This is a genomic window from Phormidesmis sp. 146-20 (assembly GCF_052939475.1).
On sequence record NZ_JBJPHT010000087.1, the window covers coordinates 1 to 14413 of the forward strand.

Annotated in this window: 14 protein-coding genes; 11 read left to right on the forward strand and 3 right to left on the reverse strand. The window is 49.0% G+C overall.

What is annotated here, in order from left to right; translation table 11 throughout:
* Positions 1–225 precede the first annotated feature (225 nt).
* Positions 226–1305: a recombinase RecA gene (recA, locus tag ACKFKH_RS32485; RefSeq protein WP_446862529.1), complete on the reverse strand. Its 1080-nt coding sequence runs from the start codon at positions 1303–1305 to the stop codon at positions 226–228.
* Positions 1306–1483: 178 nt separating this feature from the next.
* Between recA and xseA the strand changes: the two genes are divergently transcribed.
* The 4 genes from xseA to ACKFKH_RS32505 all read left to right on the forward strand — a co-directional run bounded on the left by xseA (position 1484) and on the right by ACKFKH_RS32505 (position 4211).
* Complete coding sequence (xseA, locus tag ACKFKH_RS32490) at positions 1484–2713, forward strand: exodeoxyribonuclease VII large subunit (RefSeq protein WP_446862530.1); 1230 nt, start codon at positions 1484–1486, stop codon at positions 2711–2713.
* Between the two features lie 164 nt (positions 2714–2877).
* The gene (locus tag ACKFKH_RS32495) at positions 2878–3066 is read left to right on the forward strand and encodes a CsbD family protein (RefSeq protein WP_446862531.1); all 189 of its coding nucleotides are present in this window, start codon (positions 2878–2880) and stop codon (positions 3064–3066) included.
* Between the two features lie 96 nt (positions 3067–3162).
* Positions 3163–3612 carry a hypothetical protein gene (locus ACKFKH_RS32500; RefSeq protein ID WP_446862532.1) on the forward strand — a complete coding sequence of 150 codons (450 nt, stop codon included), beginning with the start codon at positions 3163–3165 and terminating at the stop codon, positions 3610–3612.
* Positions 3613–3686: 74 nt separating this feature from the next.
* Complete coding sequence (locus ACKFKH_RS32505) at positions 3687–4211, forward strand: hypothetical protein (protein WP_446862533.1); 525 nt, start codon at positions 3687–3689, stop codon at positions 4209–4211.
* A gap of 166 nt (positions 4212–4377) precedes the next feature.
* Here ACKFKH_RS32505 and ACKFKH_RS32510 read toward each other — a convergent pair whose 3' ends face one another.
* Positions 4378–6726 (reverse strand): PhoX family protein, encoded by a 2349-nt coding sequence (locus ACKFKH_RS32510; RefSeq protein WP_446862534.1) that lies wholly within the window; start codon positions 6724–6726, stop codon positions 4378–4380.
* Positions 6727–6986: 260 nt separating this feature from the next.
* Here ACKFKH_RS32510 and ACKFKH_RS32515 point away from each other — a divergent pair, with 260 nt between their 5' ends.
* Positions 6987–7133, forward strand: coding sequence for a hypothetical protein (locus tag ACKFKH_RS32515; RefSeq protein WP_446862535.1), 147 nt, complete (start codon positions 6987–6989; stop codon positions 7131–7133).
* Positions 7134–7172: 39 nt separating this feature from the next.
* On the opposite strand, the gene ACKFKH_RS32520 is transcribed toward ACKFKH_RS32515, so the two are convergent.
* Positions 7173–7616: a hypothetical protein gene (locus ACKFKH_RS32520; protein ID WP_446862536.1), complete on the reverse strand. Its 444-nt coding sequence runs from the start codon at positions 7614–7616 to the stop codon at positions 7173–7175.
* 177 nt (positions 7617–7793) lie between these two features.
* On the opposite strand from ACKFKH_RS32520, the gene ACKFKH_RS32525 reads away from it, so the two are divergent.
* The 6 genes from ACKFKH_RS32525 (at position 7794) to panB (ending at position 14154) form a co-directional block, all read left to right on the forward strand.
* Positions 7794–8870 (forward strand): ligand-binding sensor domain-containing protein, encoded by a 1077-nt coding sequence (locus tag ACKFKH_RS32525; RefSeq protein ID WP_446862537.1) that lies wholly within the window; start codon positions 7794–7796, stop codon positions 8868–8870.
* Positions 8871–9001: 131 nt separating this feature from the next.
* Positions 9002–9352 carry a CU044_2847 family protein gene (locus ACKFKH_RS32530; protein ID WP_446862538.1) on the forward strand — a complete coding sequence of 117 codons (351 nt, stop codon included), beginning with the start codon at positions 9002–9004 and terminating at the stop codon, positions 9350–9352.
* Positions 9353–9372: 20 nt separating this feature from the next.
* The gene (locus ACKFKH_RS32535; protein ID WP_446862539.1) at positions 9373–12531 is read left to right on the forward strand and encodes a trypsin-like peptidase domain-containing protein; all 3159 of its coding nucleotides are present in this window, start codon (positions 9373–9375) and stop codon (positions 12529–12531) included.
* Positions 12532–12648: 117 nt separating this feature from the next.
* Positions 12649–12885 carry an addiction module protein gene (locus ACKFKH_RS32540; protein ID WP_446862540.1) on the forward strand — a complete coding sequence of 79 codons (237 nt, stop codon included), beginning with the start codon at positions 12649–12651 and terminating at the stop codon, positions 12883–12885.
* 10 nt (positions 12886–12895) lie between these two features.
* The gene (locus ACKFKH_RS32545) at positions 12896–13180 is read left to right on the forward strand and encodes a type II toxin-antitoxin system RelE/ParE family toxin (RefSeq protein WP_446862541.1); all 285 of its coding nucleotides are present in this window, start codon (positions 12896–12898) and stop codon (positions 13178–13180) included.
* A gap of 62 nt (positions 13181–13242) precedes the next feature.
* On the forward strand, positions 13243–14154 hold the full coding sequence (gene panB / locus ACKFKH_RS32550; RefSeq protein ID WP_446862542.1) for a 3-methyl-2-oxobutanoate hydroxymethyltransferase: 912 nt from the start codon (positions 13243–13245) through the stop codon (positions 14152–14154).
* The last annotated feature ends 259 nt before the right edge of the window (positions 14155–14413 follow it).

Consider the following 14413-nt stretch of genomic DNA (forward strand, 5'->3'; position numbering starts at 1 on the left):
CGAGTTCGTTCCATTGTTTGTAAACCTGGTTCTACCCTCAATTAGAAAAGATTTGCCAGGCAGTCAGGATATCTGCTCTAGCAGATCGCGCTATCACAAGTTGAAATTTGCGGCTCAACTGTCTCCTCAAAGTACCAACCGGGATTGAAGAAATTTTCAACAAAAAAGGGCAGGTACATCACCCACCCCCATCATTGAGAGAATCGTTAGAGAACGCGATCGCCCCTATTCTTCAGCATCAAAGTCATCATCATCTTCGTCTTCAGCCTCTGCTATTCCAACAGAGTTAGCAGAAACTACCGCGCCCATTTCTAGCTTCTCGCGCACCAGTTTTTCGACTTCTTTGGCAAAGTCAGGCTTTTCTTCCATGTACTTGACCGCATTGTCACGACCTTGACTGATGTTGTCGCCGTTATAGCTATACCAGGCACCCTTGCGAACGATCACGCCCGTTTCTTCTGCCAGGTCAACCAGACAGCCCAGCGTCGAAATGCCTTTGCCAAAAATCACATCAAACTCAGCAATTCGGAACGGAGGCGCAACTTTATTCTTGGCCACCTTCACCTTGACGCGGTTACCAAATTCTTCGTTGCCCTTTTTCAGAGTTTGAATCCGACGAATGTCTAAGCGAACGGACGCATAATACTTGAGTGCCTGACCGCCTGTGGTCGTTTCGGGGCTGCCGTAAGTCACCCCAATCTTTTGCCGCAGTTGGTTAATGAAAATCACCGTACAGCCAGACTTGCCGATATTACCTGTGATCTTTCGCAGCGCTTGACTCATCAGACGAGCTTGCAGACCCATGTGAGAATCGCCCATTTCGCCTTCGATTTCAGCGCGAGGAACGAGAGCCGCTACCGAGTCAATCACCACGACATCAACGGCGGTCGATCGCACCAACTGATCCACAATTTCAAGTGCCGATTCGCCCGTGTCAGGTTGAGAGATCAACAGGTTAGCAATATCAACCCCCAAGGCGGCTGAATAGCTGGGATCAAGGGCGTGTTCGGCATCCACATAGGCGGCCACTCCACCCGCCCGTTGCACTTCGGCCACCGCATGAAGCGCCAAAGTCGTTTTACCCGAACTTTCTGGGCCATAAATTTCGATGACGCGACCTTTGGGCAATCCGCCACCCAGGGCGAGATCCAGCGTCAAAGCACCCGTGGGAATCGTCTCCACCTTCATGCGGGTGGCATCACCGAGGCGCATAATGCTGCCTTTCCCAAAATTGCGCTCAATTTGGTTTAGCACCAAAGTCAGGGCTTTTTGCTTGTCGGAAGTTTCAGATTTACTAGTAGCCATTAGCGCCTCAGAAAAAGAAAAATTGTAGAGGGAATGTGGAAAGGGTGAGCGCCCCTTGCGGTATCTGCAAAACAGGCCGCAGTCGGGATTCAGAATTTACGTTTGTAACACAGGAGAGCACGATCGTAACCAAAAAACCGTTCATTATTTAAGTGGCCCTTCCTCCAGGTTACACGCGATGTCAATGAATCTGCCTAGCATGATGGTTCCAGATGTGCCGCTCTCTGTGGGTGGAGTGACGGCTTACATTCAGTTTCTTCTAGAGCAAGATGACCAGCTTCGTCAGGTGTGGGTGACGGGGGAGGTTTCGAGCGCCACGAAGTATCGGAGCGGGTTGTTTTTTACGCTGCAAGACCCCGATGCCAAGGCTGCGATCAGTTGTGTGGTTTGGAGTAGCCAACTCGACAAATTAGCTGCGCTGCCAGCCCCCGGAGAACAGTTGATTTTGCTAGGTCGGGTGCAGGTTCATCCTCAGCGGGGCAGTTACCAGTTGATTGTCTGGCAAGCCCTGCCTGCGGGAGAAGGTCTGCGTGCCTTGCGCTATCGACAGTTGCGGCATCGGTTGGAGGCTGAGGGACTGTTTGACTCAGAGCGAAAGCGCCCGTTGCCAGCCCATCCCCAAACGGTTGCAGTGGTGACTTCGCCGCAAGCCGCAGCCTGGGGAGACATCCAACGCACGCTCAAACGCCGCTATCCAGGGTTGCAGGTGTTGTTTTCTCCGGCACTTGTCCAGGGAGAACAGGCTCCTGCTTCGATCGTGGCCGCGATCGCACGAGTCGAGCGAGATGCTAGAGCGGATGTACTAATTCTATCACGCGGCGGCGGGGCGATCGAAGATATGGCTTGTTTTAATGATGAATTGGTGGTGAGGGCGGTGGCGAACTGTTCGATCCCTGTGATTGCGGGCATTGGGCACCAGCGCGATGAGTCTTTGGCGGATCTGGCGGCAGATGTGTTCGTCCATACGCCCACGGCGGCAGCAGAACAGGCAGTTCCCTGTCTAATGGATCTTCACGACGAGCATCAAGAGCGGTTTCGACAGTTGACGATCGCCGTTCAGCAATACCTGGCGGTGGAGAACGATCGCTTGCAGAATCTGCGGAATCGATTCAAACGGTTGAAGCTCGATCGTCAGCTTAAACAAGAGGCGCAGGTGGTTTCCTGGATGCGAAGACGCTTGATCCAATCCACGCAGCAACGCTTTCAAGAAGCGACTCAACATCATCAAATGCTGCAAGAAAAGCTGACGACCCTTGATCCCCAGGCAGTGCTGCGACGCGGATATGCGGTGGCGAGATTGGAAGATGGGACGATCGCACGATCGGCTTCTGAGCTAACGGTTGGGCAAGCATTATCAGTTCAGTTGGGTCAGGGATCAGTGACGGTTACGATTACTTCAATTCAGTAGCGTTTCAGTTAGCTGGTCTGTCGGAGGAGAGAGACGATCGCCTTAAAACTGTTATTTTTAATACAACTTGTGAAAGATGGCTAATCAATTTTTGTCCTCTAGTCTTGATATAGCTGGTAAATGACAAATACCAGTCACCCAAATTAAACACTAGGAGAAAGATCATGAGTTTAGAAGAAAAAGCTAAGGCTGCTGGTAAGAATATTGAAGGTAAAGCTCAAGAAGCGTTGGGCAACGTGACAGGTGACGCTGGTGATCAAGTTGAAGGCAAAGCAAAGCAAGCCGAAGCAACTGCACGCAACGCGAAAGAAGATGTGAAAGATGGCGTTAAAGATGTCGTCGATAAAGCATAGTTAACTTCAAAAAAGTCTGGGCGACTCTAGTAGTTTCTCAGGCTTTTTTTATGGATTAAATAACTCATCAAGCTTGTAGCTTAAAAGGAGAATAAAGTGAGTTTACCTCAACAATTTCGTAAAGCTTTGCTTGCGTTGTCCTTAGTTTTGGTTTTGGCGCTAACCGCCTGTCAGGGAGCCGTTGCGACTTCTCCATCGGGAAGCCAAAAAGTTAGCAATAACCCTCAAGTCAGCGTTAATAAAAGTTACGGTCAAACTGAACGCGGCACGACTCAAGCAGGCCAAAATTTTGGTGATTGGGTTGTGCAAACAAGCAAGGGCTTGGTTCAAGATGCATACGTCCGGGGCAGTGACAAACTAGGAGTGGTGGTTTCTTCTCAGGTGCGCCCAAACGAAGTCCGTCCTTTGGCAAAATCTCTGGTACAAGGCTTTCGTAAAAACGCCCCCGATCGCGATCTGACAGTCTTGATGTATGCACCAGATAAGAAGCTGATTCTGACTGCAAAGTACGACAATGCCACCAAGCAAATTCAGTACGAAGGATAGAATTTGAGACTGTAAAAATTGCAGTTTGAGACTTCAAGAATCCGCTTACAAGTTATTAGCAGGAGTTTAATCAAATGCCCAGCAGCGACGAATATAAACGTCAGATTATACAAGATTTGGCGCGGGGAGACAAAGAATCTGCGGACGATATCATTCCTAACGACGCTTCAGAAAACTACGAAAATTTTGACGATTTTGCTCAACGATCGTCCCGCGAAGAGCGCCGTCAACTCTTTGGCAGATCCTTTCATCCCGATCGCATTCCCTCCACTCAAATGGAGCCAGAACTTCAGAAAGCGATCGCTCAAATCAAACCCAACGAGCGCGATGATGTTGCTAAAGAATTTCTCAACCACTTCAAAAAACGGGGCTTGAACGATCGCGAACTTGAACAGCAATTGGGACTCTCGACCCACCACGCCAGCCGCATGAATGCCGATGATGTGAGTAAACTTGCTGCTTTTGCCTACCACAACCATCCCGACATCTTCCAAGATGTGTTGGCTGACCAGCCTGCGCTAGTGAAGTTTATGAGCAATCCTTTGGTCGGTGCTGCTTTTGGAGCGATCGCCGCCAAGTGGCTCGGTAAACACAAATAGTTCGAGACTTGATTTAAAACAGGAAAGGGATAGAGACGAGCGATCGTTTTCTATCCCTTTTTTGGTGTGAATTTGAGGAAATTTTTGGCTTAAAGTCGCTTGCTGGTAAGGACTTCAATTAGTCCAGGGCTTGCAACTAGGGCGAAAATTTCACTCGACTCAAGGATTAGGTGAATCTGCCCAGCGATCGTTTGCGCTGAATGCCGATCACAGCAGGTTTGGGCGGCCCGTCTAAATCGCCTTGCAGATTGCTGGGCCAGTTGCTTCCACGAGAAACAGTACGAGTCTGGTTAAACAAGCTGCCATCCAGCGCCAGCACTTCAATCTCACGACTCAAGGTAACCTTGGGCACAAAGGGACAATCTTCGCCAGGGTGCTGCACCGCAATGATGAGCGTCTCTCCTACAAAAGTCGGCCCCGTCATTTCACAGCGAGGTGGCCCATAGGCAAACGGCACGACCTCACCCGCGTGTTGTCCACGAGTCGGGATGTAGAACAGCCAATTATTGCCAAAGACTCCTGTAAAGCTAGAAACATTGCCTTTGCTGGTGTGATTGATCGAGGTTGGCTTGCCAGTTGCGCCCACCTCAAATCCGTTGTGAGTGCCTGTAGACATATCGGTGACACCCCAGACGTTTGCAAGCTTATCGAAGGCCAGGTTGTCCACATTGGCAAACCCTGCGCCATCTTTAGACCCCGCTTCGCCGCCTTGAGCAAATCGCTGCCAGCGGAAGGTAGTTCCGGCTCCGTCTCGGCTGTTTTCGATAATTTTGTAGAGTCCGCCTGACTGCTGAGTGTCTGCGGGTGCATCGCTGTACTTTGCCACTACAAAAATTCGCGAATCAGGATAGCCATCGCTGCCGGGTGCCCCATCGGTGTAGGCGATGAAGACTTCCTTCGTTTTAGGATGAACTTCGAGATCCTCTGGGCGAGCGGTTGGCGTTCCTCCAATCAGGTTAGCCGCCAGAAAAGCATCGACCAAAATTGCCCCTTGTGAGGTGTAAAAGTCAGATAGCTTTTTGCCCTGGTAACCCGGTAGAGCAGCCGCCTCATTGAGACGAGTCAGCGCAAAGCTTCCGCCGTCTACGGTTTGTCCAGCTACTCCATTGCGACGCGGTAAGGGCAACAGTCCTTCGCGCTGGGCTGATCCCAAAGCGGCAAACTCCACCGAAGATAAGACGCTAGGGGGAATCGGATTCGTTGGAGAATTCAGGTTCAACGGCAACCATTCGCCCGTTCCGTCTGCGTTGTATTTGGCGACGTAGAGCGTACCGTCTTCAAAGAGACGGCTATTTTTTTTGTCTTTGGGGTTGGTAATTTTGCCCTTGCTGACAAATTTCCAGGTGTGACCGCCACGACGATCGTCCCCTAGATAAGCCACCAATTTTCTACCCGCTTCGGCTCTCATGGCGACGTTTTCATGGCGATAGCGTCCTAGCCAGGTATGTTTGCGAGGGCGATAGTTTGGATTGCCGGGGGCGATTTCTACTGTCCAGCCGTACTTTTCGCCGACCAAACCAAATTCGGTTCCCGTTGTGCCTGTGCTATATCCGGTCTGGGTTCCGTCGGGCTTGACCGCTTCGGTGACTCCTACAAAGAACGCGCTGCTTCCCTGGAAGTTTTCTTCGCAAGAGAGAATGGTTCCCCAAGGGGTCGTGCCGCCAGAGCAGTTGTAGGCTGTGCCGATGATGCGGTTGCCCAGTCCGTCTGAGTTGATGGCTGCAAAGACTTCGGTGGCGGCGGGGCCCGTGCCAATCAGATAATTTTGATCGCCCTGTTGATAGGATTTGCTGCCCCAGGAGGTAACAGCGCTGTAGGAGTCGGAGCGATCGCGATTGATCCCCAGACCCGACAACCCATGCAGACGGCGATTTTTGGAGTCTTTGACGACGGCATAGCGTCTATTTCTACCCTGGGCAATCCGCACGATCGAGCCGCCCAGATTGTAGAGAAACTCACCCGATAGTTCGCGGCCTTTCACCGTCGGAAAGCCTGGGATGACGATCGGCCCACTTTCCTGAAACGCTTCTGTAATATCCGCCGGAGCTTCGGGGGCAAACCGCGAGATCGGGAAGCTGGCGTATTCGTGGTTGACCCACAGATAGCCTTCTCGGTTGCCATTGATCGGTACATAGCCCGTGTAGTCGCAGTTGTAGCCAAAATACTCTTCTTCATTGGGAAACACCCGATCGCCCCAACTGACGATTAAGTAGCGCTCATATTCGGGAGGCACGACCACATCATCGATCGGCGTATAGCTGCTCAAATTCATCTGAGCTGGGGAGGTAGCTTCGCCCAAGAGCGTTCCTTGACCGTTGGCGATCGCCAGGAAGCTGCGTTGATTTTGGTAAATTGGCAAGGGATGAGGCAGCCGCACTGGGGTAAACGAAAGCTCGGTAGCCGTTGCGACTGAGGAGTCACTCCCAAAAAGTTTTTGACCAAAGGTAGGGGCTAATGCGGTGGTAGCGGCACTACTCCCAAAAAAAATCAGCAGTTGTCTGCGAGTTAAAGACATAAATCTCTCTAGAGGAAAAACAGCTCGAAGAAGACTAAAAAACCAGGCAAAAGCCTCAACAAGCACCCTGAGTATTGATTTGTTTCACTGAGACGGGTCATTGATATAGAAGGCTATAGGGCTGATAACCGTTCTCACCTCAGCAGTATAGGGATCTGACTTTAAGGGAGGATAATCCTTGGGTTAATACTGAGAAGTTTTGGACGTTAAGGATCATGAACTAGATAAACCTGGTGAATTTTCTTAGAAATAAGAATTAGATGACATTGAGTTTTGTAGGGTGTGGTGAGCGATCGAGAAAGGCACCGCCAACGGTCGAAATTGGGGCATTTCGCGTGGCTCACCACACCCTACGCAATCGTCGGTTTCATCAAATTCACAATCCTTTGTTTTTGCAAGCGATTTGAACCGCCACCCAAAAGTGCAGGTTATTTTGATCCCTGCTCCTAGTCATCTCGAAAAGCGGGGTCATCTGCTGAGTTTTGAGAAATGGAACTGAACGGCGGGGCAGTTTGGGCAACTTGACCCTCAAACTTGAGCAGTCTGGCCGCGATGCTGTAATAACGAGCGTGCGATCGCAGCCGAGAATCCTTTTGCCAATCCGATCGCGTCACCTTCACCGTTAACAGAGGAACGGACTCCCCAGAGCGATCGCCCGATAGCCGCATCAAAACTTCTGTGACATCAGCCTGCTTAAACGCTTGAGACACTGATTTCTCAGCCAACTGCTCCGCCTGCTGCATCAGGGCTGCAAACGAAGGACTCATCTCCGCCTCAAGGGTCAAATCTGTTTGAACGACTCTTGCGCTGACCGATCGAGCACCGCCCAACCCCAACCCCACCAGCAGAAAAGCCAATCCCAGCCATCTATCCAGTCTTAAAAGCTGCATCAGGTATACTTTGCGACGATCGGCGCTATCCTATCTCGAAGCCACTGGCAACTCGTGTTTTCTAGCGCACAACCACGAAATTCATGCGGCCTGAGTTTGTAGCAGTATCATGGGCGATGCGAGGCTAGGGGAAGCCCATTAGCCCGGAGTTGAGGAGATTTTCTGAGGAGTTTAGTGATGTCATTCTCTCGCGTCTGTCAAAGGGTTGGTGGAGTTTTGCTAGTTTTGGGCTTGCACACCGGGGGAAACGCTGCTATCGCTAGTCCGATCGCTCAGTCAACTCCTCGGTCTGATGCGCCCATCTATCCGCCGATCGCGCCTCCGCCCCTTGTACCGCCTCTACCCAGTCAACGTCGCCAGCAAGAAGAAACGACGATCGGGACAGATTACCGAGTCAGCGCCCTACAGCGAGACTATCAGGGCAATCTCTGGGTCGGCACCTGGCAGGGATTAGCGAAGATTGACCCCAACACGGGCAGAGTTTTGGCGCGAGTCACGATTCCCAATGTGACGATCGGCGCCCTTGCTCAAGACAAAGTGGGCCGCATCTGGGTCGGCACCTATGAAGGACTACAGCGCGTCGATCCCCGCACCAATGAAGTCACGGCTCAAAATTTCTTTTTGCCTTCCAATCGAGTTCTCTCGCTACAACTGGACAACCGTGGCTATTTGTGGGTAGGCACTGACCAGGGGTTGGCGATGATCAGTCCTGACCAGGGATTGTTAATGACGACGCTCAAAAATTTGCCAGGAGTAAGCGCAAATGCCCTGAGTCTGGATGCGGACGGTCAGCTTTGGGTGGGCACCCTGGACGGACTAGTGAAGGTCAACACCGCAAGCGCTCTGATCATGAATCAAATCACAGGCTTATCTGAGGGAACGGTACAAACCTTAGCGCTCGACTCCAGGGGATCGGTCTGGGCTGGCACTGTCAACGGCTTATTGGAAGTAAATGCTAAAGAATCGCGAGTGGTGCGATCGGTAACCCAACTCAGAGGACGCAACATCACCTCAGCCCGATTTGATAAAGTCGGCAGCATTTGGGTGGGTACGACCAGTGGGCTGTTTCGCGTCAATCCCTTTAATGGGGCGATCGTCGGTCAGGTGGGCAATCTTCCATCTAGTCAGGTGATCAGCGTCTCGCCCGATACAGGCAACAAGCTTTGGGTCGGCACCAGTGACGGACTGGCCTGGGTCAGTATGAGTAGCTATCAAACTCAACGCCATTCTGTGTTTAGTCGAGCCTCTCAGTAAGCTGAAGTTTCTGGAACTGACCCTCTGGTTAGCCCTCTCAGTCACTACAATCCATCAGCTTCGTTGTGATATTTTAGGCAAGAAAAGCACTTATAATCTACCTAGAATATAGTCAGTGATCGCACGGCAAAATGGAAACTTTAAAGGACTCTCAGATTGAGAATATTCCAGTTCAATTGGAGAACGGGGTACAAATCAGGGTTGAAGCAACCGTAATTGGTTCTAGTCTTCAAATTGGCGTTGAAGGTGAAGAGATTGAGTCAGATGTGGGAGCAAGGATTCAATCTCTTAAAGAGGTGACTGATGCGATCGAGGGAATTGCTGGCTCAGTCGTTGAAAGTCTCAAAAAATTCAAACCTAGTAAATCCAGCATCGAATTCGGTGTTGAGTTTGGCTATGAGTCTGGGCAGCTAACAGCTTTGATCGTCAAAGGTACAAGTAAGGCAAATCTCAAGATCACGATGGAGTGGACTAAAGAGTAGACAAAAAAAGGAGTATGTACGTGGCTGACCAGTCAATTTATAAGTTGTTTCAAAGCTGTACTGTCCGGATAAAAACATCCAGGGAGAAAGGAACTGGTTTCTTCGTCGCTCCAGGGAAAATTTTAACTTGTAATCATGTACTAGAAGCAGCTAAAGATGATGAGATAGAAATTTATTGGAAAGATAAGAAATTTATAGCAGAGGATATAGAGAAGATTGATCGTGTAGAGAGTAAAGAAAGAGATCTTGCACTTCTCACAATCTCTTACACAGAACATCCATGTGTATATCTAGACAGAGAAGCTGATCCTCACGACCAACTCTACAGTTATGGTTTTCCTGATGAAGGTGGTTTCTCAATCAGTCCTATTTGTGAGGGAAGAAGTAAAAATGAACAGTTTCTTACCATAAAACACGAAAGCATTAGACATGGATTAAGTGGCGCTCCACTACTAAATCGCCGCACTTGGAAAGTGTGCGGAATTATTAAAAGCAGGCGGAAAGCAGATTTAATTTTGAATGTTTTAGAAGTGGTGGGTGGTCAAGCCATTCCAGCAAAAGTGATCTTTGATCAATGGATTGGTTTAGAAAGTGAACATGATCGGTTTCACTACCACGATCCTCGTTGGCGATCGCTCATTCCTCGCGTCCTTGGGAAACTGACTTTTGAGGGATTAACACTGACCTTTCTGTCTCGTTTAGGAATCAGAGTGGATGCATCTGTGCTTGATAAACAGTTCTCTGAACCCGTTCCTCGCTTGAAATCTCCTCCAGTTCCCGATCGCACTAAAAGAGTGATGGGCTACAAGAAGGAGTTTACTCAAGCAGTAGATGCATTGAAAGTTCTAGATGGCGATAAGAAAGTTACTGGGTTTTATGGTGAACCAGAGTCAGAAGAATGGTTGTTAGAAAAAATCGCCCATGCTGATGTTGTCACTAGCTTTCCAGGCGGTGTAGTTGATGTTCCAGAGGGAGACCGTTACCTTACCGCATTAGACCTACTAGAGAAGATTTTCTATGACTACTACGAGGAAAAAGATGGCATAAAGTATGGTGCCAAGAAGATTAAGAGTAATTTACAAGATAGAAAAGCACTTGTTCTAGTTCATAACACAAAATTATCTTCCGAGCAGGTTCGGAAACTATGTAATGAGATGCCAGGGTCTGGATTTGTGTTCACCTGGCGCAAAGGCGATCCTCTTGCTTCAGTGGCGCAATCTATTTTCAAAGTAGGTAAATTAGAGCTTGATGATGCCCTTGATGTTGTTGCTGAAGAATTCATTAGGGGACGAGCTAAAACTCAAGACGAACTTTTTCATTTTGAGAGTGGAGGACAGTGGAGAGACCTTTTAAAGGATGAAGATCGCCAAGCAGCAGAGATCCTTGTAGAACTCAAGGGAGTGAACGGACATCCTCAGAAAATCCGACGAGCAGTCGAGCTAGCAAAAAGTAGAAAAAAATACAGAAATCAATCACTACAAGAAACTGTTGAGGAGATCCGAAAAAATCCATTGCTTGTGTCTTTAGACCTCACAAAAATCGTCGAATCGCTTTCTAAGCCTGACCGCCGAATATTGAAACTTTTGGCTGTTTTAGGGGTTGCAGGAAGTTCTCTTCTAATTGCCCTGTTCGCTAATGCAGCAGAAATTCCTAACATCAGTAAACATTTGAACTCGTTAGCAGAACAGGATCTCGTTCAAGTTTCTGACTCCAAATATCAGCTTACCTCCGATATCAGTGAAGTCCTTAATCAAGCAACAGATTTGACTGATGTGCGAGAAGAGGCGCTAAATCATTTCACGACCTTAGTTGAGCAACAGATAGAACCTAGTCAAGTCTTTGAAAACGTCGATGCCATCTCAAATATCCTGGAATGGGCTTTCGAGTCCGGTCGATATGCAGATGTAATCAAACTTGGTCAAGGGTTGGAAGGCGCACTGGTATTTAACGGACTGTGGGGAATGTGGGAACGAGTTCTGCAATGGGAACTTCAAGCCTCACAAGCACTCAACGATGGACAATCCATATCTTGGGCGTTACATCAGCTTGGCACACGCGCTCTGTCTCTGGACGACAGTAGCACTGCTCGTTCTCGTCTCACACAAGCACTGACTCTTCGAGAATCACTAGGGGATACAGATGGTGCTGCTGTTACCCGTCACAATTTGGGATTATTGGCACCACTGCCGATCGTTTCCCATCTCATGCCTCCAATCACTGTTGGCACTGTAGCTGCTCTACTATTGCTCGGCTTTTGGTTGATTCCTGACCCCTGTTCTCGTGGCTCAACAATCTGGCGGTTGCCTATATTGAATTGGCTGAGTTCTTATTCTTTTTCTGAGAATTGTCTCCTAGGTGAAGCTACGCTGAGAATTCCCGCCAAACCCAAAACTCTTGAGCCGACACCTTGTGTGATACAAGGAACTGAAGTATTCACCATTACACAAACCCAAAACACTTTTAGGGGAGAAATCTCCTATCTTTTAAGGGGAAACCAAAAAAGAACATTAGTAGAAGGAAATCGAACGAAAAGTGGCTGGTTCTCCATGAAATCTGTTGAACCTCAGCTTGACGAATGCTTCATCACTTTTGATGGAGAACAGCTTCAAGGTCTTCCTTTCTCCAGAAAACAAGGAGAAATAGTTGGAGGTGTAAGTGCTGATGAAGTCTTAATTGATGAGAAAACAAAGAAAATTAAAACTGACAAATCTCAAGGAGCATCAGGGGCGTTTCGTATGCTTGAAACTTCACTCAACACGTGGGCGCTTGAGATTCCTGAAGGAGAAAAATTTAGGCTAAGACCATCCCCTAAACCTGGACTACCTTCAACTGGTAATGGTTCATTTACAACTCCCTCAACTTCTACAAGTTCTTTAAGATCACAGACTCAACCGCCTTCGGGAGGTGATTCTAGCTCAAAGCCAAGCCAAGCCGACAAACCGATAACCCAAATCACAGAAGTGCCACCAATTTCATCCGGTTCTACTCAGGAGGAGCTTCGAGATGCTCTAAATATTGCAGTAAATAAGAAAGATTGGAGCAGTGCGATCGCAATTGTGGACAGATGGCTTAAAAATGCGTCCCCCAAAGAAGCCAAGGATCTTCAGGAATACCGAGTAGTGCTACAGAAGCGACTAGCTGAATCCTCTAATAATCCAGTGCAGACACCGAGGAACTAATCTTTGTCAAGTCGTGTGTCAAAATTCTTATTAAATGCGGGATGTGCTATGTTTCCTGTCCTCTCGCACAGCCGCTATAATTTTTATCATGATGCCAGTTTCTTCCCATAGTACCAAATGACCATTTCTCAACCCCTATCTCCTCCACCAGGATTTGAGCAACTCACTAAAACACAACAAATTAATTACGTTCAGCAGCTCTGGGATTTGATAGTCACCACAGATGATGAGCTACCTATTCCTCAGTGGCATTTAGAAATCGTAAATGAACGTGTTGCCTCGCAGAGCAATTCATCGTTGAGCACATGGGAGGAGGTGAAGCAAAGATTATTGAGCAAATATAGTGAGCGATAATCTACCGATTGTGCTTGATTCTAGGGCTGAAGAGGATCTTGATGCCGCAGCCCAATGGTATGCCGAGCAACGCATAGAACTTGCGTTAGAGTTTTTGGATGCCATTGATGCTGTATTTGCAGTCATAGTTCAGTTTCCCCAGGTAGGTCGAGAGGTTGCTGCTGGTATTCGCAGAGTACTGACTAAGAAATTTCCATTCTGTGTCTACTATGTGATTGACGATGGACGTTTGACTGTTTTTGCAATCTTGCACCTTCGCCAAAGCCCTGACACTTGGCTGCAAAGGCTGGAGTAGCAATACTTATTGGTGAGAAGCGAGGGCTACCAAATCATTGCAGTGGCGGAATGGAGATGCAGATGCAAAGCTCACTAGCCGTTGTTAAACTCAATCGAGCCGCTCGGCTGAAAATAGAGGCGAAAATAGAAGTTGGACAATCCGGTACAGAATCTCCACACTTCATAACCCCACACTTCATAACTCACACTTCAATGCCTGTCACGCCACAGCAGCTTATTCAGCGCAAACAGCAAGAACGCCCGATCGTGGTTTTGACCGCGTGGGACTATGCGATCGCTCAAATTCTCGACCAAGCTGGAGTTGACGTGATTTTGGTGGGCGATTCTCTCGCGATGGTGGCGTTGGGCTATGAGACGACGTTGCCGATTACCTTGGATGAGATGCTGCATCACGCTAAAGCAGTGCGGCGAGGGGTCAAAAACGCTTTGCTGGTCGTGGATTTGCCGTTTTTGAGTTATCAAGAAAGTTCCCAACAGGCCATTCATTCAGCCGGGCGAGTCTTAAAAGAGACGGGGGCGCAGGCGGTCAAGCTGGAAGGGGGGTATCCGGCGGTCGCTGAAACAGTATCCCGTCTGGTGCAGGCTGGCATTCCCGTAATGGGACATGTGGGACTCACACCGCAGTCTGTTCGGCAAATCGGTTTCAAGCAGCAGGGCAAATCCCCCGAAGCCAGCGATCGGATTTTGAGTGAAGCGATCGCCCTTGAGCAAGCGGGAGCCTTTGCGATCGTGATTGAACACGTCCCCTCAGCTTTAGCCCTTCAAATTACTCAAAAGCTGACGATCCCCACGATCGGCATTGGGGCAGGGGTTCACTGTGACGGTCAAGTTCTCGTCACCACAGACGTTTTGGGACTCTCGACCTGGAAGCCTCCGTTTGCGAAATCCTATCTAGATCTGCACGACTTGATCAAGAATGCAGTGCAGTCCTTTGCGGATGAGGTGCGATCGCATCAGTTCCCGGAGCCATAATCAAAAACCTTGGGCGAGAACTTCTCTTAACGTGAATTCGATGGGAGTTTTTCGCTTCGGTCTTCAGCGCTTCTGCTCCCCAACCCTCCAATCTGGGGGACTATTAGATACTATTCTTCGTTTAAAGTCCCTCACTCGTGGGGGATGTGGGGGGCTGCCCGGATTTGTGACGGCAGCGAAGGATTTCATCGAATTCACGTTCTCTTAACGTGAATTCGATAGAGTTTTTTCGCTTCGGTATTTAACGCTTCTGCCCCCC